We start from the raw sequence: 23,480 nt of genomic DNA, 5'->3' as shown, positions 1-23,480 counted from the left end.
TCGGCGAGGGTCATGGTCGTCCGTACGGTGCCGCCCATCGCGTAGGCGTTGTGCAGCAGGAAGGCGATGCGCACGTGCGGCGTCCCCCGGTTTCCGTGTGATGTGGCTGGTCAGAGCCCCTGTGTTCACCTTCGGCGAGGCAACCATGCCCGTGCTCTCCGGTACGATCCCGGCCGCACTCGCCTCCGTCCCCGCCCAGCTGGCCGGAGCCGGCGGAGACAGGTGCTCGGCTGCGCGAGCCGCCGCACGGGCACGGGGAGAACAGGTCGACTGACGTCTGCTCTGTCGCTCACCGGAGATGACAGGCACCTCGCGTGTACAGATGCATCATCTGACCTAGAGGTTCCTCAGCCTCGAAGGCCGCTCACGCGCCGCCCCGCGCCGTTCATTGATCGTTTGTCGGCGGTCATGCGGTCCGGAAGTCGTCCACCCGCTCGCCCTCCGCCTGGGACGGCTCGGTCCTGGGGACGTCCGGGTGCTGCTCCACTGCCGCACGCTCGGACGGTTCATCGCGCTCGCCCTCGGCCTGGGAGGGCGTGTGCGAGTACAGCCAGAGCTCGTAATCCGAGGCTCCGGTCTTCATGGCGGGCCTCCCTTGGTCGCTCGTCTCCCATGCTCCTCCCGCGCTCGCGACAGGGCCAGAGCGGCCAGCTCCGCACTTCTTGCCTGCGATGCGGTGCATCAAAGTACTGCTGGAGTACTAGGCCGTGTCCGCAATGTCAGGGCAGCCAGAGTTGCAGGCAGGCGATGGTGACCAGGGCCTGGTAGTGGCGGGCGAGTTTGTCGTAGCGGGTGGCCAGGGCCTTGTTGTGTTTGAGCTTGTTGAAGCAGCGTTCGACGACGTTGCGGCGCCGGTAGGCAGCTTGGTCGAGCCGGCAGCGGCTCTCGCCGCGCCGGATACGGCCGTTGATCTGGTCGATCCGCTCCGGGATCGCGGCCTTGATGCCTCGCCTGCGCAGGTAGGAGCGGATCTTCGTGGACGAGTAGCCCGACGGCACCCGCGCGCTCGGCGAACCACGGCTGCACCTGCTCGGCCACGGCGACTGGACCGGCCCGGCCTCCGCCACGCTCATCGGTGTGGGCCGCCCGACCCGTGACGCCGCCCGGGACATCGCGCAGCTGCTGAGCGGCTGACGCCGCGCACCGGTGTCAGGGCCGGGCGAGGAGGCGTGCAGATGGCGCCGGCCGCGCAGGTGTCCGGGTCGGTCACGGCAATCGGTTGACTCCAGGAGCGCCTTGGCAAGCGCCGAGACGACGCTCCGGCCCCTCTTCCCGCTGTGCGTCAGGAGGCGACCGGCAGTGCGAGCAGCTTGCCCATGGCCGCGAGCACGGACGGCTCGACCCGGTAGTAGACCCAGGTGCCGCGCCGCTCGGAGGTGAGCAGCCCGGCCTCCTTCAGCTTCTTCAGGTGATGACTGACCGTGGGCTGGGAGACGCCGACGTCGGAGATGTCGCACACGCACGCCTCCCCGCCCTCGTGCGAGGCCACGGCGGAGAACAGCCGCAGCCGCACCGGATCACCGAGCGCCTTGAACATCCGCGCAGCCGTCTCGGCCTCCTCCGCGGTGAACGGGCGCTCGGTCAGCGGCGGGCAGCACGGAACCACATCCGGACCGGCGTCGGGTTCCAGCAGCGGCAGCACCTTCGCATGTGACATGCATCTATGTTGACACACGTCGAATCAGTTTGGGCGAGGGACGGCGCCGCTCAGCTGGCCCGCACGCCGCCCCCGCCCGCTGGAGCGTCAGAGCCCGGCCGCGGCCGGGGCCTTGCGGACGTGGGCGGCCAGTGCGTCGATCACGTACTGCGCATCCCGTCCGACGCCGCGCAGCGTGTTCGAGGCGAAGGAACGCTGGAACTCCAGGCCGAGGTAGACCAGGCCCGGGTGGGTGGCGGATATGCCGCCGCTGTGCAGAGGCGCACCCTGCTCGTCGAGAGCGCCGAGCTTGGTCAGGTAACCCAGGTTCGGCCGGTATCCGGTGGCGAGCAGCACTACATCGACCTGCTCCCGGGCTCCGTCGGCCCACACGACCGCGTCACCGTCAAGGGCGGTGAACATCGGCCGCCGCGGAAGATGCCCGGTCTCCAGGGCGTCCTTGTAGAGGCCGGTGTCGAGCACGAGGGTGCCGGCGACGAAATGGATCAGCCATTCCGGCGGCAGATGGTCGAAGCCGCTGGTCGTGAGCCAGTGGTGCAGGTCTTTGCCGTCGCGCAGCCGTGGAAGGAAGCGAACCGGGGCGCGGGTGGCCAGGGTCACCCTGGCCACGTCCGCCAGTTCGTGGCCGACTTGGACGGCGGAGCTGCCGCCGCCCACCACCACGATCCGCTTGCCCGCGTAGGGCTCGGGGCTGCGGTAGTCGGCGACGTGCCGCAGTTCGCCGGTGAAGCCTTGCCGGCCGGGAAGGTCAGGCAGCAGCGGGTTGCCGAAGGCCCCGCTCGCCGCGACGATCCCGGCCGCACCCAGGCGGCGGCCGTCGGCGGTGCGCAGCGTGAAGCCGGTGCTGTCATGCTCCACGCTCTCGATGCGGGTGTGGGTGCGGATGTCGGCATCCAGGCGGTCCGCGTAGCGGGTGAGGTGGTCGACGACTTCGTCGCGGTGCGGATAACGGTCGCCGTCGCCATCGAATGGCAGGCCCGGCAGGGCGCTGAAGTGGGCGGGCGAGAGCAGCGTGAGGCTGTCGTAGTAGTCGGGCCACGAGCCGGCCGCCCGCCCGGACGCCTCCAGCACCACCGGCGCAAGACCCCGCTGGCGCAGGACGTACGCGGCGACCAGCCCGGACTGCCCGCCCCCGATCACCGCGACATCGGCGTACTCCATGAACAAACCCCTCATTTCGACGGCTGTCTATGTTGATGCTTATCGAAGCAGGTGGATGTCGGCGACGCAAGCATCGACGGATGTCGAAGTAAAAAAGGAGTCGCCGTGAACGCGCCTCCCACCACCGAGCTGCCTGTCGTGGTCGTCGGGGCCGGCCCAACGCAAGCACGTACCCCTCAGGCGGCGACTGGGCCGAGCAGTACCTGAAGCCCTTGGCCGACCTCCTCGGCAAGCGTGTCCGCTTCGGTTCCCGGCGCGGGACGTGACCGGATCGTCGACGCTGACCGCGAAGCCCAGCCGTTCGTCGTCCACCTCGCCACGGCCGACGGTCGCGAGGAACGCATCGTCGCCCGTGCGGTGATCGACGCATCCGGTACCTGGACCACCTCGAGCCCGGCCGGTGGCAGCGGCCTGCCGACGCTGGGCGAGAAGGCCGCGTCCGACCGCATCACCTACCGCCTCCCCGACGTCAAGGACCCGGCCCTCCGCGCCGCCCGGTACGCGGGCAAGCGCACCGCCGTGATCGGCTCCGGCGCCTCCGCCTTCACGGCGCTCGCCCACCTCGCCGACCTCGCGAAGTCCGACGACGGCGGGGACGAAGGCGGTGTGGATCCTGCGCCGGGGCATCTCGGGCTCCACCTTCGGCGGAGGCGAGGCCAGCTCCCGGCTCGCGGCGCGCTGGGCCTGGCGGCGAAGGCCGCCGTCGACGAGGGCTACGCGGACGCGGTCACCGGCTTTCGTACCGAGGCGATCGCGCGGGCGGACGACGGCCGCCTTGTCCTGGTCGGCGAGGACGGGCGCCGCCTAGATACGGTCGACGAGGTGATCGTGCTGACCGGCTTCCGCCCCGACCTGTTCTTCCTGGAGGAGCTGCGCCTGGCTTTCGACGAGCGCCTCCAGGCACCGGTCGAGCTGGCGCCGCTGATCGACCCGAACCAGCACTCCTGCGGCACCGCCTACCCGCACGGCCACCGCGAGCTCTCCCATCCCGAACCCGGGGTGTACCTGGTCGGGATGAAGTCCTACGGCCGCGCCCCCACCTTCCTCGCGATGACCGGCTACGAGCAGGTCCGCTCCGTCGCCGCCGCGATCGCCGGCGACCTCGCCTCCGCCGACGGCGTGGAACCCACCCTCCCCGAGACCGGAGTCCGCGGCGGCGCCGGCCTGTTCGACGCCCCCGACACTCAGCAGGCCGATCGCGGCGGGTGCTGCGCGCCCGCGGTTCAGCTCGTCGAGCTCGGCGCCCCCGCCGCGGTCGGGGCGGCTGCCGATCAGGCCCCGGCGGGCGGCTGCTGCGGCTCGTGACCGACCAGGCAGGGCAGCGCGGGGCCGCGACCGGTCCCCCATTCCGGTCGCGGCCCCGCGTGCGGGGGTGTTCAGTAGGGGCCCTGCCGGCTCGGCACGGACGGGGAGGGTCCGCACGGGCTGGAGGGCTGCCTTCGGCCTCTGTGACGGCGCTGGTCGCCGTCTACTACCGCACGAATCTCATGATGCGGCAGCTCGCCTGCTCGCACTCGAGCCGGTCCGTGCACCGCAGGAGGCCATCGAGCGGTTATGGATCGTCGACGGCACGCTCATCCCGGTCCGCGACCGGAACGTGGGGGCCTCTTCCCGCAATTACCGGTTCTCCGCGAACGTACAGGTCATCGTGGATGCGGACACCCGCCTCGTGGCGACGGCCCGGCCAGTGCCCGGCGCCACCGCCGATGCGAAAGCATGGCGGGACTCGGGCCTGACCGAGCACTGCCAGGGCGTGACCGTGCTCGCCGACGGCGCCTACATCAACACGGGCTGATCACCCCGCACCGCAAACGCCCCGGACGACCCCTGCTGAAGGGCGAGGAAGAAGGCAACTCTGAGCACCGCAAGGTCCACGCCCGCGTCGAGCACGTGATCGGCCGGATGAAGAACTACAAGACCTTCCGCGCCTGCCGACAGCACGGCGCTTTAGGACTCCTGACAAAAGTGGTGGGCTTGACCTGGTCAGAGGTCGGTGTCGTGCACGAGACCGCCGGGTAGCGGGACGCGGTCAGCCGCGTCATCGCACGTGATAAACCTGGCGACGTCGGGGATCATCCCCGGGATACTGGTCGCCCATGGATGAGGTCAAAGTCGTTGTCGCCCATTCCGAGCGCGCGACTCTGCGCGTCGGCGACGTGTTCCTGAAAGTGGACGCCGATCAGGCGCGCATCGACGTCGAGGTCGAGGCGATGTCCCTCGCGCCGGTCCCGACCCCGGAGGTCCTGTGGCGCCAGCCGCCCGTGCTCGCGATCGCCGCACTCCCGGGGACGACGCTTGGGCGCCTCGGCGGGCCGTCGACCGGGTCGCCGGCGGCGTGGGCCGCGGCGGGCGCCGCCATCCGGAAGCTGCACGAAGCGCCGCTGCCGCCCCTGCCGGGCCGGGCCGGGCGGAGCATCGTCGCGCTGGCGGCGGAACTCGACGACGAGTGCGAGTTGCTCGTGACGAACGGTGTCCTGCCCGCTGACCTGGTCACCCGCAACCGCCAGGTCGCCGAGGCCGCGCTCCGGCCGTGGACTCCGGCGTTCACACACGGCGATCTGCAGATCGCGCACGTCTTCGTCGACGGCGACGAGGTCACCGGCATCATCGACTGGTCCGAGGCGGGCCAGGGTGATGCCCTGTACGACCTCGCCACCTTCACGCTCGGACACGAGGAGCACCTCGACGACGTCGTCGCGGGCTATGGCACCGACATCGACCTCGACGTGATCCACGCGTGGTGGTCGTTGCGAAGCCTGCTGGCAGTTCGCTGGCTGATCGAGCACGGCTTCGACCCCTTCGCGCCGGGCTGTGAGGTCGACGTGCTGAGAAACCGGATGTGAGGCTGCGCGGGCCCGACTGCTACGTATGCGTTCTGACGCATCGAGCAGGCCATCCCCTGGGGCGATCGCCCGCCCTTACTCTCAGCAAAGTGCCAGAATTGCTGGCATCCGCTGAAGACTGACGAACGTGGCACGGCTACCACGTCGGCTCGATCTGGCCGCACGACACCGCGATCGCAGTGCACGGCCGGTCCGGATTTCCGGACGACGCCGCCACACTGGCATCTGGTCTGCTGACCGCGTCGACGGCCTTCGATGCCCGACTCCCCGAGCTCCTCGCCGGTCACGGCAGCCGGCAGGGCCCCCGCACCCCGCCCCCTCCTCCCCGGCGTCCTGCTGGCCGCAGGCATGGGCGGCCACGTCCGCGATCCTCGTACTCCAAGCGGCCCTCGGCCTGAACGCGGACGTCCCGACCGACACGGTCACGGTGGCGCCGACCTTCGCCTCGACGTACGCACCGCTCACGGTGACGGGGCTCCAAGCCGGCGTAGTCCAACTGGACGTCACGGTCGCAGCGGACGGAACTGTAAACGTGACCGCTCCGGAACGGCTGACGGTGGCTACACCCTGATACCGCGTCGCGAGCCATCCCTCGGCGCCCAGACCATGCTGCGGATGGCCATTGACAGCTGGAAGACGTGGAGAGCGGACAAGGGCAAATCCTGTCCTGAACTTCTGTTCCGTGATCCATCCGCCGCGAAGAGTCCCCTCCGGGGAAGCGCCCGCCAGGTTTCGGCGGGTATCGGCTCGTTCGGAGGGCAGATCCACATCGCCACGTGTACGCGGCTTCCTCGCCGTCCGAACGCTGGGCAGCACCGAACGGACGCACCTCAGCTTTGGCTCTCCGGCCCGGCCGGGTACGGACGTGCAGGGGATGGACGGTAGCGCCCTGGCGCAGGACGGTGTTCTCCTGCCGCAGCCGGTGCAGGTTCGCCTCCCTTCGTTCGCTGTTCTTCTCGCCGGACGACGCGGGCTGGGCGGGCACTGGGATACGAGGGCGGAAGTGGGTGTCAATCAGGTCGCTGTAGTGGCGGTGGAAGGTGGCGTGCGGGATGCCGAGGTGCCGCTCGACAGCGGTGATGGTGGGCCGACGGCCGGTGGCGGCCTTGACGGTGTCGGCGTCGGGCAGGGCGCGTTTCACGACGTGGGCTCCGGGGCGTGTCGGGTGAGGAAGGCGGTCGTCTCGCGGCGTTGTTCTTCGAGGCGGTGGCGGACGTAGGGGGCGAGGCGGTCGCCGTCGGCGAGGGCGGTGTCCAGGGAGGCGAGGTGGCCGCCCAGGGCGTGGCGGTTGGCGGGGGTGAGGGCGGTGTTGCGGCAGGCCAACGGTTGACAGTCGGCCATGACCGGCGTTTCGGTGGGGCCGGACGGTGTGCGGCACAGGGCGCGGTCGGGGTTGGAGACGCAGGTGAGGAAGGTGCCCAGGTACAGGTGAGGGTCATGGCGGGCCATGATGCGGCGTAGCCGGGCTTCGTCGGTGACGATCTGGCCGTTGAAGGCGGCGTGGCGGGCGAACGCGGCGAGTCGCGTTTCGGCCTCCGCGCCTGCCGGGCCGGTCAGGGCCAGCCGGTCGTCGTCCGTGCTCATGCCGGCGAGTAGTTGGCCGCGGGCGAGGGCCTCTTCGGCCTCGACCTCGTCGCGGAAGCGGAGTCGCTGGTGCCGGCGCAGCCCTCCAACATCCACCCGGTCCCACTTGCTCACAGCCCGGGCAGGCTGACGCCGCAGCGGTCGCAGGGCCGTGGGCGAACGCGGGCCCGGCGGCCCGGGCCGGGAGTTACGCGCCCAGGCTGCGCCCACAACTCGCGGCGCGGGCCAGCACCGAGAAGGCGGGCTCGCCGCCCCGCAGGAGCCGCTTGGCGCGGATACCGTCCAGAACGACGTCCATCGCGGACAGGGCGATCCCCGCTGTGGTGCAGTCGAGGACGACTGCGGCGCGGTCCACGCCGAGTGCGCCGATCCACGCCTGCATCTCCTCGGGCCACAGCCCCAGCTGCGCCCAGGCCTGCGCCCGGGGACGTAGTTGGGCCGTACGCAGGTGCGGGGCCTGGCGGTTGAGTATGGTGAAGGCGTAGGACTCCAGCGAACGGTGGTCCTCGCGGCGGCGGGCGTCACGGTCCGCGCGGCCGTGGCCCGGCGGAGCGGGCCGTGCGTCGGCGTATGGCGGCCAGGTCAGCGGCAAGGTTCAGGCCTTCGTGGGCGGCGATGGCCTCGGCGGTGTTCGCCGGACTGTCGGCACCGCAGGGCTGAGGTAGGCGTAGACGGCCTGAAGCTCGGGGTTGACGAAGCGGACACGCGACATGAGCGGTCTCCCTGGAGTGTGTGGGCATGCCGAAGGCCCCGTTGCCGACGTGGGCAACGGGGCCTTCAAGGAATGCGGAGGGTGAGGAAACAGCCAGCGTTCCCGGCCCGCACAGAGAGGGCGGGCAACCGGGCTACCGGCTGGCCGTGTAGGCCGAGACGTCATGGCAGAACCTGCTCGCCCGCCTGGTGGAGGTGGTGCGGGAGGTGAGGGCCTGGGCCGCTCGCACGGCGGGTTCACCAGCAAGCTCCACCTGAGTGCGGACGGCCGCTGCCGCCCGCTGTCCCTGGTCGCCACTCCGGGGCAGCGGGCAGACTGCACGCAGTTCGTTGTCGCTGCCTTCGGTCCGGGTGAGGGTCAGTGGTGTTTACCGATCGCTCGGAAGCTGCCTACGAGCGCGAATGGCACCGCGGCCCCGTCGAAGACCGTCGTGCCGGGGATTGCGCTGCTGGAGTTTCCGGGCCCAATAGTCGCAATTGCAGCGCCGTTGTCGCAGGTAATCCCGGTGAAGAATTCGACGGTCCTGTCACTCTCGTTTCGGACGTTGAAGCTGGTGGCGGGACTGCTGATCACAGCGGTGCACACACCCGGCTTGGCTGAATAGCTTCGCTCGTTGACGTGGATCTGTCCAGCGTCGTCGTTCCTGTGGCCGAAGTGGGTCTGGCCGTCGCCTCCGAGCGGAACAGAGGCATCGGCATCCCGCGCCGACGGGGCGGATTGCGGGACGGTACTCGAGGCCGAGGCGTAGTTCACACCCGTTGCAGCCATGGCCGTGATGCCCACCGACGCTGCGATCGCCACAACGATACGCCTACGCGTTCCGTTTCTCTTTCTCTCAGACATTCCGGTTCTCCATCTCTCAGGGATGTCAGCTGAGCGGCCGACCATCAATGAACTTACTCACGCCTCTTTCTGTCGCCACCTCAGAATGGTCTGACGGGTTCCGAAAAGGGGCCGATCGGGTGTTCGAAAGACCAGATTCGATCTTCTGATGGTCCATCAAAAATATGGAGGACAATGCTCCTTGAGAGGGGGTTGAGCCGCTCGGGGGACTGGGCTGACGCTCCTTCACGCTGCTGCTGGCGTGTCGTGCATTGATAACACTCCACGCAACGGCTAGTGCTGCACCCGGGCTCTTATATTTGCCCTGGTCAGCGGCCTGGAGGGTGGGAGCCGCCATGAGGTGGCCTCTCGCTCCGCACCGGCTTGCGCCAACGAGTCCGGCGGTCGCGTGGGTCTCGTCGCGGCGTTGTCACGTTGTTGGGTGCGTGGGTGTCTGACGGTGTGTCGGGGCATGGTGGGGCCGGATTCCGGCCGCTGCGCTCAGGGTGTGGTGGGCTGGCCGGAGACGCTGGTGACCTGGTCCCAGATCCCGAAGCGGCTGGTCATCTCGGCTAGGTTCTGTCTCTTTGGTCAGCTGCGGGTCCAGATGAGGATGGCGGCGAGGTGGAGTGCGGCCTGGTAGGCGATGGCGAGTTTGTCGGTTCGCATGGCTATGCCGCGCCACTGCTTCAAACGGTTGATGCAGCGTTCGACGGTGTTCCGCTGTTGTAGGTCTCGGCGTCGAAGCCGGGTGGTCTGCCGCTGCCGCCGAGTCGGCCGCGCCGCAGGCGGTGGCCGATCTGGTCGGACGGTTGCGGGATGACGGTGCGGATGCCGCGGCGGCGGAGATGCCCGCGGATCGCGCGCGATAGTGGGCACGGTCCGCGCGAACGACGGCAGGCCGGGTTCCGGGCCTGCCGCCCTCCCGTCGCGGCACCCGGATCCGGGCCATGACGGCTTCGAATGCCGGTGCGTCACCGGCCTGGCCCGCGGTGACGACGAAGGCGAGGCCGTGCTTGCCCGTCGCTGGCCAGATGCACCTTGGTGCTCAGCCCGCCACGGGAGCGTCCGAGTCCGTGATCGTCGGGTTCGGACAGGCCGGGAACCCCCTTTTTCCTGGACGGCAGCGTGCTGGTGGGCCCGGCAGACGGTGGAGTCCACGGACACGGTCCAGCCGATATCGTCGTCGGCGTCCGCCGCGGCGAGAACGGCGCTGGGAAGCCGTTCCAGGTGCCATCGACTGCCCACCGCAGGAGGCGCTTGTGAGCGGTCTGGAACGAACCCAGCTCATCAGGCAGGTCACGCCAGGGCGAGCAGGTGCGGTACTTCCACGCGATGGCCTCCAGGTCCGACGATGGTCGGCCCGCCGCCGTCCACGGACGGGATCAGCCGGCATCAACGGCTCGATCCGGTCCCACATCGCATCACTGATCACCAACCGGACAGACACATCCGATCAACTGACCAACCCACCAAAGAGACACGCTCTAGCCGCACATGTACTTGGCGCCAGGACTTCCGGCCAGGAGTCCGTCACCGTGAGGCATTCATATGGACGCTCACCGTCTTGCCGGTGATGTACAGCTCCCTGCCGCGTCCGGCCGCCGTCCGCGCCGGCAACGCGAGGGTCAAGCACCGGATTCACCGGCCGGTGGTTCGAACCGAAGCAGCTCCGGATGGTTGGTGCCTCGCCGGAACAACTGCTGGGACAGCGCGGTCCACAGGGCCCGTTCCTCGGAGAGCGTCGCGGGCGGCTTCAGCCCCAGCTTCACCAGCAGCTCACGCCGGTGCAGGTCGAAGCGGCTCGGACGAGATCGCCGTATGCGATGGCCGCACTGACCGCGGAGCGGTAGGACAGCAGCGCCAGCAGGAGACAGCCCGCCGTGGTCCACGTCCAGACCGCGAGGGGGAGCGGTCCGGCCAGGCCCATGACGACGGCCACCGCAGCCGCCCGTGAGCAGGAGCGTCGCCAGGACCAGCATCTGTTCCATAGCCGCGCGGGCCTGCGCCAGTGCCTGCCGAGTCTGGTCGGGAAGGATGAGGTACAGGCGAGGCCAGAAGAAGACCGCGTCGACGCCGTAGCGCTCGTCGTCACCCGAGTAAGGACTGGAATCAGAATGAGGTCTCTGTGGCGCGGGAATGACGGCGTGTCAGTTCGCGTTGGAGCGGCCCGGAGGCCTGTGGAAGCTGAACTCCGGACCAGGCATCGACTTCGCACTGTCTGTCGGCGTTGTTCCCTGTGGTCACGACTGTGCCGTTGGCACGCAGGCCAAGGGTGTGCGTTGAACCGGCCGCCACGGCGACAATGTCGCGCCAATCGCCGACTTCGCACTGTCCGTAGCTGTTGTCCCCTGCTGCGAGGACCCGTCCGGACGCAGTGACCCCGACGGTGTGGTAGCTGCCCGCGCCGAGCTCCACCACGTCTTCCCACTCATCGACCTCGCACGCCCCGGTTGCCCGGTCTCCGGTCGCTACTGCCCGCCCATCGGCTCTCAGGCCGACGGTATGGAGATACCCGGCCGAAATGGCGGCTAGGTCACGCCACCCTTCAACGGCACACTGCCGTCGTCGGTTGTTCCCCGTGGCCAGTGCAGAACCGTCCGACCGGACGCCGACCGAGTGCCAGTCACCACACGAGAGGTCGACCATCTCGCGCCAGGACTGCACGTCGCACTGTCCTTCTGAACTCCGGCCAACTGCTAGCACGCGGCCATTCGCGAGTAGCCCGAGCGTGCGGCGCCAGCCTGCGGCCACGGCCGTGATGCCTCGCCATCCGGCGACATCACATTGCCCATCGCCATTCCACCCCGTTGCCAGCACCGTACCGTCCGACCGGAGTCCCACCGTATGAGACCTGCCCGTGTTCGTCGCGGTATGGACGTTGCCAGCTGCCACCGCGATGACGTCTTCCCATCGCTCGACACGACATTCAGCGGCTGCGGTATTGCCCACGGCGAGAACGGTTCCATCCCAGCGCCGTCCGACCGAATGACGCCTTCCGGCCGCCAGCGCCGACGGGTTAGCGAGCATTCCGCCTCCTTGTGCTGGCGCGAGTTCGCGACATGGGATTCCACCTTACTTTGCACTGGAATCAGAGCGGGGTCCTCAGTCGTCGCCAGCAGATGACGGCACAACCGAGTGTGATGAAGACCTGGTGGACGTCGTCACGGATCTCCCAGCGGATGCGTAGGCGGCGGAACCAGTGCAGTAGTGCGATGGCGCCTTCCACGACCCAGCGGTGTACGCCGAGTCCGGAGCCGTGTTCGATGCCGCGCCGGGCGATGTGCGGGGTGATTTCGAACCGTCGGACCTGCTCGCGGTAGCTCTCGTGGTCGTAGCCGCGGTCGGCGTAGAGGTGCTTCGGGCGGCGCAGCGGTTGGCCGCGTTTGCCTCGGATCGGCGGGACGGCTCGGATCAGTGGGATCAGCTGGGTCACGTCGTTTGCGGTTGCCGCCGGTCAGCGTGGCGGCCAGCGGGATGCCGTGGGCCTCGACGATCACGTGATGCTTGCTGCCGGTATTGCCCCGGTCCACCGGGGACGGGCCGGTGGCCGCACCACCTTTCATCGCCCGCAGATGGCTCGAGTCAACCGACGCCCGGGACAGATCCAGTACGCCGGCCGCCCGCAGTTCGGCCAGCAGCATCTCGTGCAGGCGCTGCCAGACCCCAGCCTCATTCCACTCCCGCAGTCGCCTCCAACAGGTCATCCCGGAGCCGAAGCCGAGTTCCTGCGGGAGGTAGCGCCAGGGGATGCCGGTGTAGAGCACGAACAGGATGCCGCACAGAACCCGCCGGTCATCGAGCCGACGACGCCCCGGGTACCGGAAGCGCCGCTCAATCACCGGCAACAGCGGCTCGATACGCTCCCACAGGCCATCGTCAACCTCCCACGGCTTGCGCCCACCACGAGTCTCGGTCGCAACCACCCCCTCTGGGCCGCATGAACGCGAACTGACACGCCGTCATTCCCGAGCCTCAGAGACCTCATTCTGATTCCAGTCCTAAGTCCACGTCCGCCAACTCAGCGACCCAGCTGCGGCCCGGACCGATTCCCGCCAGGATCGCCTCCGTACTCAGTTCCTCGGCGAAGACCACGGTGTGAGGGATGCCGATCTGCCCCTCCAAGTGCGTGTCGCTGTTGCCCATCGCCGGCCGCCACGGGCCCGTCTGGATGTCGGCTGCGAGGCTCCGCCCCCACTCCGCCAGGGCGGCCTCGTTGTCGGCGTTCCAGGGCCGGTCCGAAGTCCACAATCCGTTCCACACCTCCACCACGTCGAAGCCCCGGAAGGGGAACAGGAAGTTGCCCGACGGATAGGGCGCATGCGGGTGTGCGGCCACGCACAGGCCCCCAACTCGATGGACCTGGTCCAGGCACTGATCGATCAGTCCGTCTCTGACCTGGTGGTTCCGGTCAACGACCTGGCCGGGGTCGATGCCGAGCGCGAGCCAGTGTCCGGTCTTCGTGGTCACTTCCTCACCGAGAACGATCAAGAAGTCATCGGCGGCCAGATGCCCCCATCCGGGGACTGCAGCAAGCCCGGTCAGTGCGCGGCAGCCGCCTTGGTGAGTGCGTCTGCCGCCGTCTCGATGTCGCCGGTCGTGGTCCAGCGGCCCAGCGACAGCCGCAGCGCGCCCAGCGCACGCTTCGCGGGCAGGCCCATGGCGGTCAGGATCGGGGAGGGGGTGTGGGTGCCGCTGTGGCAGGCCGACCCGGTGGAGGCCGCGATCTGGTGGGCAGCGGCGAGGAGTTCGTGGCCGAGGGTGCCGTCGATGCTGACGTTCAGCGTGTTCGGCAGGCGATCCCTCTCAGGGCCGTTGAGGTGGACCCGGCCCGGCAGCGCCGCCGTCAGCCGCTGATGGAGATCGTCGCGCAGGGCCGCGATCCGGTCCTGGGCACCGTCGGCGAGGTCAGCGGCCGCGATCCGGGCAGCCGTGCCGAGGGCGACGGCCAGGGCGACGTTCTCCGTCCCGGCCCGCAGGCCCCGTTCCTGCCCGCCGCCGTAGACCACCGGCTCGAGCCGCACGCCGTCGCGTACGTACAGCGCGGCCGCGCCCTTCGGGGCGTACATCTTGTGCCCCACGACGGTGAGCAGGTCCACGCCCAGGTCGCGGACGTCGAGGGGGATCTTCCCCGCCGCCTGGGCGGCGTCGCAGTGGAATAGTGCCCCGTGCGCGTGCGCGAGTTCGGTCAGCTCCCGGATCGGCTGGAGGGCGCCGGTCTCGTTGTTGGCGGCCATCACCGACACCAGCACCGTCTCCTCGGTGAGCGCCGCAGCCAGCGCCGCCGGGTCGACCAGTCCGTCACCGCCGACCGGCAGCACCGTCACCCGCACGCCGTGCAGGTGCTCCAGCGCGTGGCAGGTCTCCAGCACGGCCGGGTGCTCGGTGACCTGAGTGATCACATGCGGGCGCGGGCGGCCGGCGGCGAGAACCGCACCGCGCAGTGCCAGCAGGTCGGCCTCGGAGCCGGAGGCGGTGAACGCGATCTCCTCGGCACGGGCACCGATCAGGGCGGCGATCTGTGTGCGCGCCTCGGCCAGCGCCTGCCGGGGCTCGGCGCTGTACGGGTGGCTGCTGGATGGGTTGCCGAAGAAGTCCGTCAAGTGCGGCAGCATCGCCTTTGCCACCCGAGGATCCACCGGGGTTGTGGCGTTGTAGTCCAGGTAGACCGGCCCGCCAGCAAGCCCCGGATGCGCGGGCACGCCGCTGCCGGTCATGCCAGGCCCCCGGCGTCGACGGGCAAGTCGGCCAGGCGCCACTCCAGCATCCCGTCGTTCAGGCGGATCGCCCGCCGTCCACGGTCGGTCAGCAGTCGCACCGCGTCGTAGGCGAGCACGCAATACTCACCCCGGCAGTACACGACGATCTCCGTCTCCTCAGGCAACTCGTCGATGCGGTCGGCCAGTTCCTCGACCGGGATCGACACCGCGCCCGGGATGTGCCCAGCCCGGTACTCCTCCACTGGCCGCACATCCAGTACCACCACGTCCCCGGTCGCCACGCGGGCGCGCAGCTCTTCGCGGGTGACCTCCGCCGCGCCATCGTCACCGAGGTAGGCGTCCCGCGCCGCGGGTACGGCCGCCTGGTGGCGCTCGGCGACCTTGCGCAGCAGCGCGAACAGCTGGGCGACGTCGTCGCCGCCGAGCCGGTAGTGGATGCGCACGCCCTCGCGGCGGGTGGCGACGAACCCGGCCTGCTTGAGGGTCTGCAAATGCGCCGAGGCCGTCGTCAGATTCAGCCCCGCCGCTTTGGCCAGCGCGTCCACCGTCCGCTCGCCCTGGGCCAGCAGGTCGAGCAGTTCCAGGCGCTTTCCGCTGGCCAGTGCCTTGCCACTGGCCGCGAACGCGTCGTACAGCTGCGCTTTGGTACCGGCCGTGGTGTTTCCCGTCATGACATCCTCCATGAATCCATGGAATATTGTAGGGGAAGGGGAGGGGCGTGACCACACGCCTTCTCGCATCCGAACCTTGGAGGACCCGATGGGCTTCGCCGACGACCACCTGATACCGCTGGTCGACGCCGGGCTGGGCAACAGCGCCTACCTCGTCGACCTCGGTGACGGCCGCGCCCTGGCGGTGGACGCGAGCCGCGACCTGCGCGCTTTGCGGGAGGCTGCCGAACGGCGCGGGCTGACCGTGGCATTCGCCGCCGAGACCCACCTGCACGCCGACTTCCTCACCGGCGCCCTCCAACTCGCCGCCGACGACGGCGCCACCGTGCTCGCCTCGGCGGCCGGACATCGTGCCTTCCCGCACTCCGCGCTCGCCGACGGCGACGAGACCGACCTGGGCGGGCTGACCCTGCGCGCGCTGGCCACGCCCGGCCACACCGATGAGCACTTGTCCTTCCTGCTCCTGGACGACGCGCGGGAGCTGGGAGTCTTCACGGGTGGGTCGCTGATCGTCGGCTCCGCTGCCCGCACCGACCTCCTCGGCGCTGCGCGTGCCGAGGAACTGGCCCGTGCCCAGTACCGCTCACTGCGGCGGCTGGCCGAACTCCCGGATACAACCGCGGTGTGGCCCACGCACGGCGCCGGCTCCTTCTGCTCCGCTCCGCCAGGCGCCGAGCGCACCACGACCATCGGCGCCCAGAAACAGGCCAACGCCCTCCTCGCCGCGCCGGACGAGGACACCTTCGTCCGCGACCTGCTCAGCAGCCTCGGCTCCTACCCCGCCTACTTCGACCGCCTCGCCGAGACCAACCGGCGCGGCCCCGCGATTCTCGACGCCGCACCCTCGCTCCCCACGCTGTCCGCAGCCGCCGTACGCGAACTGATCGGCCAAGGCACGCAGATCGTCGACGTACGACCACTGCCGGACTTCGCCGCCGGCCACATCCCCGGCGCCGTCTCGATCCCGCTGCGCGACCAGTTCGCCACCTGGCTCGGCTGGCTCCTGCCCGACGACACCCCACTCGTCTTCGTCACCGCACCCAGCCAGGACCTCGCCGAACTCACCTGGCAGGCCCTGAAGATCGGGTACGAGCGACTGACCGGCCACCTGACCATGGACGCCTGGACGATTGACGACGGGGAGCAGGAGGCCGTCGAACTGCTCACCGCCGACCGCATCGGCGACCGCCCCGTCCTCGACGTCCGCCAGCAAGCCGAGCGCGCCGCCGGGCACATCCCCGACTCGATGGGCATCGAACTCGGCGAACTGGCCGCCCATGCCGACCAAGCCCCGCAGGGTGCCGTGGTGCACTGCGGACACGGCGAGCGCGCCATGACCGCCGCCAGCCTCCTGCAACGCGCAGGCCGCCACCGCCTCGCCGTCCTCACCGGCGGACCGGACGACTGGGCCAAGGCCACCGGACACGCGCTGAAGCCGGGCGCGTGACGACGACCGCCCACAGCGGCATCCGCCTCGGACTGCGCGCCAACCTCGCTCAGTTCAGCATTCTCGTCCTCGTCAACGCCCTGGTCGGCGGCATGCTCGGCCAGGAACGCACCGTCCTGCCCCTGCTCGCCGACGAGGTCTTCCACCTCTCCGCCTACACCGCCGCCCTCACCTACATCCTGGCCTTCGGCACCACCAAGGCGATCACCAACTTCTTCGCGGGCACCTGGTCCGACCGCTACGGCCGCAAGCCCGTCCTGATCGCCGGCTGGCTGATCGCCCTGCCTGTGCCCGCGATGCTGGCCTGGGGCCCATCCTGGGGCTGGATCATCGCCGCCAACGTCCTGCTCGGCGTCAACCAGGGCCTGACCTGGTCCACCACCGTCATCATGAAGATCGACCTGGTCGGCCCCCAGCGCCGCGGACTGGCCATGGGCTTCAACGAAGCAGCCGGCTACGGCGCGCTCGCGGTCACCGCGATGGCCACCGGCGCCATCGCAGAACACGCCGGACTACGCCCCGAGCCCTTCCTGCTCGGCGCCGCCTACCTCGTCCTCGCCCTGGCCCTGTCAACCCTCGCCGTCCGCGAGACCCGCGACCACGCCCGCGCCGAAGCCGCCCTCCACCCCGCCCAGACCACCACGGACATGTCCACGGCGCAGATCGCCCGCCACACCAGCATCACCGACAAGGCACTGTCCGCCGCCAGCCAGGCCGGCATGGTCAACAACCTCAACGACGCCCTCGCCTGGGGCATCTTCCCGCTGCTCTTCGCCGCGCACGGCCTGTCCATCGCCCGGATCGGCGTCCTCGCCGCCCTCTACCCGGCCGTCTGGGGCGCGGGCCAGATGCTCACCGGCTGGTGGTCCGACCACATCGGCCGCAAGCACCTCGTCACCGCCGGCATGCTGCTCCAGGCCGCCGCCATCGGCCTCGTCGCCGCCGCGACCACGTTCCCCGCCTGGGCGCTCGCCCAGGTCCTGCTCGGCATCGGCACCGCACTGGTCTACCCGACGCTGCTCGCCGTCATCGGCGACGTCGCCCACCCCGCCTGGCGCGCCCGCGCCGTCGGCGTCTACCGCCTGTGGCGCGACGGCGGCTTCGCCGTCGGCGCCCTCCTCGCCGGCCTCCTCGCCGACGCCTACGGCATCACCACCGCGATCTGGGCTGTCGCAGCCCTCACCGCCGTCTCCGGCCTGATCGTCGCGGTCCGCATGTACGAAACTCACGCACGCTCGTGATGAGCTGATCTCGTACGCCCACGGTCCCGTCGGCAGCTGCGTCACAGCGAGGGCCGCCGTGGACGCTGGTGGTTCCGCGGGCGGCCCTCGTGGGCGTGACAGTCGGTCAGTGGCTGCCGGTGAGTTCGCCGCTGAGCTTTTCGTGCATCTGGGCGCTCGGCTTGTTCAGGCCGATGATCTCGACGCTCTTGCTGCGCTGTGCGTACTTGGTCTCGATCGCATCCAGGGCGGCGACGGAGGAGGCGTCCCAGACGTGGGCGGCGCTCAGGTCGATGACGACCTTGTCCGGGTCGGTGGCGTAGTCGAACTGGCCGACGAGGTCGTTGGAGGAGGCGAAGAACAGCTCGCCGGTCACGGAGTAGACCACGCTGCTGCCGTCGGGGTCGGTGACCGCGGTGACGTTGGCGAGGTGGGCGACGCGCTTGGCGAAGATGACCATGGCGGTGATCGAGCCGACGACGACGCCGATGGCGAGGTTGTCGGTGGCAACCACGCAGGCGACGGTGACGACCATGACGGCGATCTCCCCGGCGGGCATCCGCTTCAGCGTCTTCGGGGCGATGGAGTGCCAGTCGAAGGTCGCGAACGACACCATGACCATCACCGCGACCAGGGCCGCCATGGGGATGTCGGAAACGACCGGCCCGAAGACGATGCACAGCACCATCAGGAAAGAGCCCGCCAGGAACGTGGACAGGCGGGTCCGGGCGCCGGACACCTTCACATTGATCATCGTCTGGCCGATCATCGCGCAGCCGCCCATGCCGCCGAAGAAGCCGGTGACGATGTTGGCGATGCCCTGCCCGATCGACTCTCGCGTCTTGGAGGAGTGCGTGTCGGTGATGTCGTCGACCAGCTTGGCCGTCATCAGCGACTCCATCAGACCAACCAGCGCCATCGCGAGCGCGTAGGGGGCAATGGTCGTCAGGGTGTCCATCGTGAACGGCACATCCGGCAGGCCCGGTACCGGCAGGGAGGACGGCAGGTCGCCCTTGCCGCCCACGGTCGGCACCGCGACGCCGGCGGCAACCGTGATCACGGTGAGGATGACGATGGAGACGAGCGGGGCCGGGATCACTGTGGTGACCTTCGGGAAGAACACCATGAGCGCCAGCCCGGCGGCGATGAGCGGGTAGACGGGCCAGGGCACGTCGTGCATCTCGGGCACCTGGGCCATGAAGATCAGGATGGCGAGGGCGTTGACGAAGCCGACCATCACGCTGCGGGGCACGAACCGCATCAGCTTGGCGACGCCGAGCGCGCCGAGGACGATCTGGAAGACGCCGGCCAGGATGACGGCGGCGACCAGGTAGCCCAGGCCGTGCTCGCGGTTGAGCGGGGCGATGACCAGGGCGATGGCGCCGGTCGCGGCGGAGATCATCGCGCGGCGTCCGCCGACGATCGAGATGGTCACTGCCATCGTGAAGGAGGCGAACAGGCCGATCGCCGGGTCGACCCCGGCGATGATGGAGAAGGAGATCGCCTCGGGGATCAGCGCGAGGGCGACGACGAGGCCGGCCAGGACCTCGGTGCGCCAGACCTTCGGGTCGGACAGCCAGTCGGGGCGCAGGCCGCGCAGCCGCGCAGCCGGGGACAGTGCGGACGTAGACAAGAAAGGTACCTGTCGTGCTCGGGCACGCCCGGCATCACTCGGGGCGTGCGGGAAGGCGCAGGAAGGCCGGGACGGCCATCCACGAAGCCCACCTACGGCGGGCTGAAGTCAGAAGAAAGCAGCGGCCGCGAGCTGGAATCCGCGGAGCTGCTCAGGGGCGAAGGATCACGGCGGGCAGGCGGCGGCGCTGGGCGTCATGGGCATGCGCACGCTCTCTCCTGCAGGCATCGGTCTTCGCCGGGGGCATCGTCGGCCCCGACACGGCTGACGGTCACGGGAACGATCCATCCCGCACCAGGGGAGCGGGGACGGCATGGGGCCGACCCCGACGATCACTTACTCTACCCTAACGTTAGGGTAGAGATCGACGTCGGCCGCCTGTGGCCTTGGCGACAGATGAGGAAGGGCGCCCGCGTGAGCAGCGAGCACATGCAGATCGGCGAGGTCGCGGCACGGACCGAGCTGTCGCTGCGGACCATCCGGCACTATGAGGAGACCGGGCTGGTCATCCCCTCCGCCCGCTCTCAGGGAGGCTTCCGTCTCTACACCGAGGCCGATGTCGCCCGCCTGATGGTCATCCGTCGTATGAAGCCGCTCGGCTTCACCCTGGACGAGATGCGGGATCTGCTGGAGGTCACCGACCGCCTCGACTCCGGCGAGGAGCTGACGGCGGTCGAGCGGGAGGCCCTGGTGGAGCGCGTCCGCGGATACGAGCAGGGCGCCGCCGAGCAGGTGGAGAAGCTCCGGACCCAGTTGGCGCGGGCCGAGGAATTCGCCGCCACGCTGGGCGAGCGCCTGGCACGGGACCAGGTCGCCGCAACTTAGAAGCCGTCCGGTCACCCGATACCCCGGCATCCGGACGACAGGGAGCCACCGTGAACGGGTTCTACCTCAAACCCGCGACCTGCCCGGCACTGCGGGCTTCTTCTCGACGGCACTGGGTTGGCGCTCGCGGTGGATGAGGACGACTGACGCAAGGCCACTGAATTTGCCGCCAACGGTTACCAGATCGGTACCGTGAGCGACCTCGCGAATCCGGTCTACCCGCCGGGCAACGACCCGGTCAGGCCACGGACCCGGCCACTCGTTGTCCTGGCCGACCGCGCGTACTCTCCCGCGCCATCCGCAACCACCTGCGGCGCCGGGGATCCGCGCCAGGCAGAACCAGCGGACCAGGCAGATGGCCCCAGCGGGCCCTTGGCTCTCACCGTCACCCGCCTGGCCGCACATTTCATGTGGACAGTCATATCAGCTTCGCTGGAATGGCCCAGGGACCGCGTCCACTCCCGGGTGCCCTGCCACAGTGGGCGACCTGGCCGCGGTATGCGTGCGGCCTCGACCAGCTCGTTGACCAGCTTCGTCGCGAGGGTGTAGCGGACACGGTAGCCCTTCATCGCGGCCTCGGTGCCCAAGGCGATGAGCATGTGGGACTTGCCGGTGCCAGAGTCGCCGATGAGGCAGAGGGGCTGGCTCTTCTTGATCCACTCGCAGCTGGCGAGGGTGTGGATCGTGGCCGGGCCGATGTTCGGGTTGGCGTCGAAGTCGAAGGACCGCAGCGACTTCTCCCGCGGGAAGCCGGCCGCCTTGATCCGCCTCTCCGACCGGTGGCGAGCCCGGTCGCCGCACTCGGCCATCAGAAGCTCGGCGAGGAAACCGCGGTAGCTCATCTCGTCCTTCGTCGCCCGGTCTGCGATGTCGGAGAACTCGTTGCGGATCGACGGCAGCCGCAGCAAGCGGCAGGCGGAATCGATCGCGGCATCGGCGGCCTGCTCGGTCAAGCCTCGCTGGCGGGGCATGGTCACTGCGCTTCTCCCTCTCGGTGGCCGCTGCCGCTGGTGCGGCGGCGTCGGAGCAACTGGTCGTAGTGAGACACCGAGGGCAGCGGCCTGGTGTCCGGCGGAAGGTGCGCCAGGCGCCACTCGTGTAGGGACGTCACCGTCGCCGACGGCTTGTCGAGGGCCCGGGCATCCGGTGCGGGCTCGGTCTCGGCCTGGGCGGCCTTACGGGCCTCCAGCGCGACCGCATCCGCGGCCAGGCCGGTGACGACATGCTCGTGCGCCAGGTGGCGTCCGAGTAGCAGCACCTCGATCAACGCGCGGGTGCCGTCCCGCTCGCCGTGGATCTTCATGGCCTGCGTCCACCAGGCGTCGTGGACTGGGGTGAACTTGCCTGCTGAGCGGGCCTGTTCGAGAGCGGTCGAACCGGGGAAGGCACCGGGCTTGCGGACCAGGACCTCCAGGTAGTGGTCCAGTTCCAGGCGGACGGCGCCCTTGGCGATCAGCCGCTCGTGCCGGGCCACTTCCACGTTCTGGTCGTAAACAACGAAGTGAGAGGCGTGCAGGATGACGCGGACTCGTTTGCCGATCAGTCGGAGGGGGACCGAGTAGCGGTTCGTGCGGACCGAGATCTGTCCGTAGCGGTCGACCCGCGGCGTGAACAGCCGCCCGGTCTCGAACGGCTCCTCCGGCAGCGGCATCAGCAGCGGCTGTTCGAGCGCGAAGTCCTCGGCGATGGTCCTGGACCTGGAGCCGATCCTGCGGGCGTCGTCCTGCCGGTCCCACTGCTCGACCATCTCGTCCAGCTCGGCGAGCGAGGACACCTCGGGGACGGGGACGAAGTGGTTGCGGCGGAAGTAGCCGATCTGCCCCTCGACGCCACCCTTCTCGTGGGCGCCCTCGATGCCCGGCCGGCAGTAGAAGCTTTCGATGCCGATCTTCCGTGGGTTCAGGAAATCTGAAGGCTTCGAACCGCGAACTCGGGGGCACCATGGCGACTCTGCCCCGTGAGCGAGGCCGGTTGCCGTGTCGCTAGCCTGTGCGAGTGACGCCTACCGATGATCGACAGTTCCCCACCGCGCTCGCCGCTGCGATGGCCGTACCGTTTGACTACGCGGGCGGTGACGGGGTCGACTTCGAGCCTTTCGAGGCATTTCTGTCCGCTGAGGAGACCATGGACTGGTTCCGGGCATGGACCGGAAACGGCGAACTGGACGGCGCCGGCTTCCGCGTCTTCGGTCAGGATGGCTCGGGCGGGTATGCGGCGTTCTGGCTGGTCCGCCCGAGCCAGCCACTGGCCGATCAACCTGTTGTTTTCCTCGGGTCCGAGGGGGAGACGGGTGTTGTGGCGCGCGATCTGGGCGACTTTCTGTGGCTGCTGGCCGGCGGCTTCGGCCCCTGGGAGGCAGCCACCTCCTACGAGCCTGACTGGATCCCGCGCCCCAACCGCGATCTGACGGCCATCGCTGAACGGTTCGCACCGGGGCAGCGTCGGTCAGCCGCTACCGTGATCGAGCTGGCCACTCAGGAGTTCCCCGAATTCGACGACACCATCATGGAGCCCTGCCGCTGATTCTGCGCCGGGAACCTCCCCGGCACTCAGCCGAGATCCACTACCGCAGGACACGACCTTCCGCCGCGGCCGTCAGCGGGGGTATCGAGGCCGCTCATCGTGGGGTGCTCGGTGTCCGCTCTGTTTCCGATTCGGTCACTGCGCTGGTGTAGCGGAGGCTGGCCTTCGCGCCGAGGGAGAAGACGTGTGCGAGGTGGAGGGGTCGGCGCCGTTGGCGAGGGCTTCTTCCAGGATGCGGTCCTGCCTCAGCTGATCGACGCCCACGGGCAATTCCTTGACCAGCCTGTCCATCCAGAACGTGCCCACGGTTGTTGTCGTGGTGGCGGTGTTGCTGGTGATCAGCAGATGTGGGTTGGTGCTGTTCGGCCATCGGCGCTGACGGTAGGCGAGGCACTCGTTAATCGCCTCGGCGGTGTAGTCGTCCAGGGGACGGTTCAAGCCCTCAGGATCGCGGCAAGAGCGACGGACTCCACCTCGTCCGCGGTGAGTGACGCGGGAATCTTGATCGCAGGCTTGCCGTCTCGTCCAGCGGGGACTCGACGACGCAGCCGGTGGCCGCGTGGATGACGGCCTTGTGCCGTAGTTCGAGGAACTCGAAGAAGCTGCTGCTGGGGCAGGAAACCACCCTCGACGGAGGTGGCGTTCGCCGGGGGTGGTTTCCT

Annotated in this window: 22 protein-coding genes and 5 pseudogenes; 8 read left to right on the top strand and 19 right to left on the bottom strand. The window is 69.4% G+C overall.

The genetic code is table 11. From position 1 onward, the window contains the following. Positions 1-406: 406 nt before the first annotated feature. Positions 407-583, bottom strand: coding sequence for a hypothetical protein (locus tag ACIBNA_RS41105; RefSeq protein ID WP_399170426.1), 177 nt, complete (start codon positions 581-583; stop codon positions 407-409). 136 nt (positions 584-719) lie between these two features. Next, a pseudogene (locus ACIBNA_RS41100) lies at positions 720-992 on the bottom strand (transposase); the annotation flags it as partial. Between the two features lies 1 nt (position 993). Between ACIBNA_RS41100 and ACIBNA_RS41095 the strand changes: the two are divergent. After that, positions 994-1,134 (top strand): annotated as a pseudogene (locus ACIBNA_RS41095) (pyridine nucleotide-disulfide oxidoreductase); the annotation flags it as partial. A 148-nt stretch (positions 1,135-1,282) separates the two neighbouring features. On the opposite strand, the gene ACIBNA_RS41090 reads toward ACIBNA_RS41095, so the two are convergent. Both ACIBNA_RS41090 and ACIBNA_RS41085 read right to left on the bottom strand, forming a co-directional pair. Further along, the gene (locus ACIBNA_RS41090) at positions 1,283-1,657 is read right to left on the bottom strand and encodes an ArsR/SmtB family transcription factor (RefSeq protein WP_399170425.1); all 375 of its coding nucleotides are present in this window, start codon (positions 1,655-1,657) and stop codon (positions 1,283-1,285) included. An 87-nt stretch (positions 1,658-1,744) separates the two neighbouring features. Further along, entirely contained in the window at positions 1,745-2,818 is a 1,074-nt protein-coding gene (locus ACIBNA_RS41085; RefSeq protein ID WP_399170424.1) for a flavin-containing monooxygenase, read from the bottom strand. Positions 2,819-2,970: 152 nt separating this feature from the next. Between ACIBNA_RS41085 and ACIBNA_RS41080 the strand changes: the two are divergent. From ACIBNA_RS41080 to ACIBNA_RS41070, 3 genes and pseudogenes are all read left to right on the top strand, one after another. After that, positions 2,971-4,123 (top strand): annotated as a pseudogene (locus ACIBNA_RS41080) (flavoprotein); the annotation flags it as partial. A gap of 83 nt (positions 4,124-4,206) precedes the next feature. Then, positions 4,207-4,837: pseudogene (locus tag ACIBNA_RS41075) on the top strand (transposase family protein); the annotation flags it as partial. A gap of 77 nt (positions 4,838-4,914) precedes the next feature. After that, positions 4,915-5,661, top strand: coding sequence for a phosphotransferase family protein (locus ACIBNA_RS41070; RefSeq protein ID WP_399170423.1), 747 nt, complete (start codon positions 4,915-4,917; stop codon positions 5,659-5,661). 1,137 nt (positions 5,662-6,798) lie between these two features. On the opposite strand, the gene ACIBNA_RS41065 is transcribed toward ACIBNA_RS41070, so the two are convergent. The 11 genes and pseudogenes from ACIBNA_RS41065 to ACIBNA_RS41015 all read right to left on the bottom strand — a co-directional run bounded on the left by ACIBNA_RS41065 (position 6,799) and on the right by ACIBNA_RS41015 (position 15,170). Beyond that, positions 6,799-7,359, bottom strand: a complete 561-nt coding sequence (locus ACIBNA_RS41065; RefSeq protein ID WP_399170422.1) for a hypothetical protein — start codon at positions 7,357-7,359, stop codon at positions 6,799-6,801. Positions 7,360-7,432: 73 nt separating this feature from the next. Beyond that, on the bottom strand, positions 7,433-7,837 hold the full coding sequence (locus ACIBNA_RS41060) for a hypothetical protein (protein WP_399170421.1): 405 nt from the start codon (positions 7,835-7,837) through the stop codon (positions 7,433-7,435). 477 nt (positions 7,838-8,314) lie between these two features. Beyond that, a complete protein-coding gene (locus ACIBNA_RS41055; protein ID WP_399170420.1) occupies positions 8,315-8,800 on the bottom strand; it encodes a hypothetical protein in 486 nt (161 codons plus the stop codon). A 570-nt stretch (positions 8,801-9,370) separates the two neighbouring features. After that, positions 9,371-10,229, bottom strand: a pseudogene (locus ACIBNA_RS41050) (IS5 family transposase). Between the two features lie 178 nt (positions 10,230-10,407). Continuing rightward, positions 10,408-10,551, bottom strand: coding sequence for a hypothetical protein (locus ACIBNA_RS41045; RefSeq protein WP_399170418.1), 144 nt, complete (start codon positions 10,549-10,551; stop codon positions 10,408-10,410). Then, positions 10,548-10,721, bottom strand: a complete 174-nt coding sequence (locus tag ACIBNA_RS41040) for a hypothetical protein (RefSeq protein WP_399170417.1) — start codon at positions 10,719-10,721, stop codon at positions 10,548-10,550. Before ACIBNA_RS41040 ends, ACIBNA_RS41045 begins: the two co-directional genes overlap by 4 nt. A gap of 170 nt (positions 10,722-10,891) precedes the next feature. Continuing rightward, positions 10,892-11,809 (bottom strand): RCC1 domain-containing protein, encoded by a 918-nt coding sequence (locus tag ACIBNA_RS41035; RefSeq protein WP_399170416.1) that lies wholly within the window; start codon positions 11,807-11,809, stop codon positions 10,892-10,894. Positions 11,810-11,870: 61 nt separating this feature from the next. Then, a protein-coding gene (locus ACIBNA_RS41030; RefSeq protein WP_399170415.1) for an IS5 family transposase occupies positions 11,871-12,705 on the bottom strand; the annotation gives its coding sequence in 2 pieces (ribosomal slippage) (positions 11,871-12,221 and positions 12,223-12,705; 834 coding nt in all). Positions 12,706-12,763: 58 nt separating this feature from the next. Beyond that, positions 12,764-13,288: a CehA/McbA family metallohydrolase gene (locus ACIBNA_RS41025; RefSeq protein ID WP_399170429.1), complete on the bottom strand. Its 525-nt coding sequence runs from the start codon at positions 13,286-13,288 to the stop codon at positions 12,764-12,766. A 32-nt stretch (positions 13,289-13,320) separates the two neighbouring features. After that, positions 13,321-14,496, bottom strand: a complete 1,176-nt coding sequence (locus ACIBNA_RS41020; RefSeq protein ID WP_399170414.1) for a cysteine desulfurase family protein — start codon at positions 14,494-14,496, stop codon at positions 13,321-13,323. After that, complete coding sequence (locus ACIBNA_RS41015; protein WP_399170413.1) at positions 14,493-15,170, bottom strand: ArsR/SmtB family transcription factor; 678 nt, start codon at positions 15,168-15,170, stop codon at positions 14,493-14,495. The genes ACIBNA_RS41020 and ACIBNA_RS41015 overlap by 4 nt, the downstream gene beginning before the upstream one ends. A 76-nt stretch (positions 15,171-15,246) precedes the next feature. On the opposite strand from ACIBNA_RS41015, the gene ACIBNA_RS41010 reads away from it, so the two are divergent. Together ACIBNA_RS41010 and ACIBNA_RS41005 are read left to right on the top strand one after the other, a co-directional pair. Next, positions 15,247-16,617: a rhodanese-like domain-containing protein gene (locus ACIBNA_RS41010; protein ID WP_399170412.1), complete on the top strand. Its 1,371-nt coding sequence runs from the start codon at positions 15,247-15,249 to the stop codon at positions 16,615-16,617. Continuing rightward, positions 16,614-17,858 (top strand): MFS transporter, encoded by a 1,245-nt coding sequence (locus ACIBNA_RS41005; protein WP_399170411.1) that lies wholly within the window; start codon positions 16,614-16,616, stop codon positions 17,856-17,858. The genes ACIBNA_RS41010 and ACIBNA_RS41005 overlap by 4 nt, the downstream gene beginning before the upstream one ends. A gap of 106 nt (positions 17,859-17,964) precedes the next feature. Here the strand turns inward: ACIBNA_RS41005 and ACIBNA_RS41000 are convergent, their stop codons facing one another. Further along, positions 17,965-19,470, bottom strand: a complete 1,506-nt coding sequence (locus ACIBNA_RS41000) for a SulP family inorganic anion transporter (RefSeq protein WP_399170410.1) — start codon at positions 19,468-19,470, stop codon at positions 17,965-17,967. A 414-nt stretch (positions 19,471-19,884) separates the two neighbouring features. On the opposite strand from ACIBNA_RS41000, the gene ACIBNA_RS40995 reads away from it, so the two are divergent. Continuing rightward, on the top strand, positions 19,885-20,295 hold the full coding sequence (locus tag ACIBNA_RS40995) for a MerR family transcriptional regulator (protein WP_399170409.1): 411 nt from the start codon (positions 19,885-19,887) through the stop codon (positions 20,293-20,295). A 215-nt stretch (positions 20,296-20,510) separates the two neighbouring features. Here the strand turns inward: ACIBNA_RS40995 and ACIBNA_RS40990 are convergent, their stop codons facing one another. Continuing rightward, positions 20,511-21,272, bottom strand: a complete 762-nt coding sequence (locus ACIBNA_RS40990) for an ATP-binding protein (protein WP_399170408.1) — start codon at positions 21,270-21,272, stop codon at positions 20,511-20,513. Further along, positions 21,269-22,069 (bottom strand): Mu transposase domain-containing protein, encoded by an 801-nt coding sequence (locus ACIBNA_RS40985; RefSeq protein WP_399170407.1) that lies wholly within the window; start codon positions 22,067-22,069, stop codon positions 21,269-21,271. Before ACIBNA_RS40985 ends, ACIBNA_RS40990 begins: the two co-directional genes overlap by 4 nt. Before the next feature lie 221 nt (positions 22,070-22,290). Between ACIBNA_RS40985 and ACIBNA_RS40980 the strand changes: the two genes are divergently transcribed. Beyond that, positions 22,291-22,818 (top strand): SMI1/KNR4 family protein, encoded by a 528-nt coding sequence (locus ACIBNA_RS40980; RefSeq protein ID WP_399170405.1) that lies wholly within the window; start codon positions 22,291-22,293, stop codon positions 22,816-22,818. 135 nt (positions 22,819-22,953) lie between these two features. Here ACIBNA_RS40980 and ACIBNA_RS40975 read toward each other — a convergent pair whose 3' ends face one another. Then, complete coding sequence (locus ACIBNA_RS40975; RefSeq protein ID WP_399170404.1) at positions 22,954-23,256, bottom strand: hypothetical protein; 303 nt, start codon at positions 23,254-23,256, stop codon at positions 22,954-22,956. Between the last annotated feature and the right edge of the window lie 224 nt (positions 23,257-23,480).

The organism is Streptomyces sp. NPDC050164 (assembly GCF_044459945.1).
Lineage (GTDB): Bacteria > Actinomycetota > Actinomycetes > Streptomycetales > Streptomycetaceae > Streptomyces > Streptomyces coeruleorubidus_A.
This window is presented reverse-complemented; position numbering and strand designations above follow the sequence as displayed.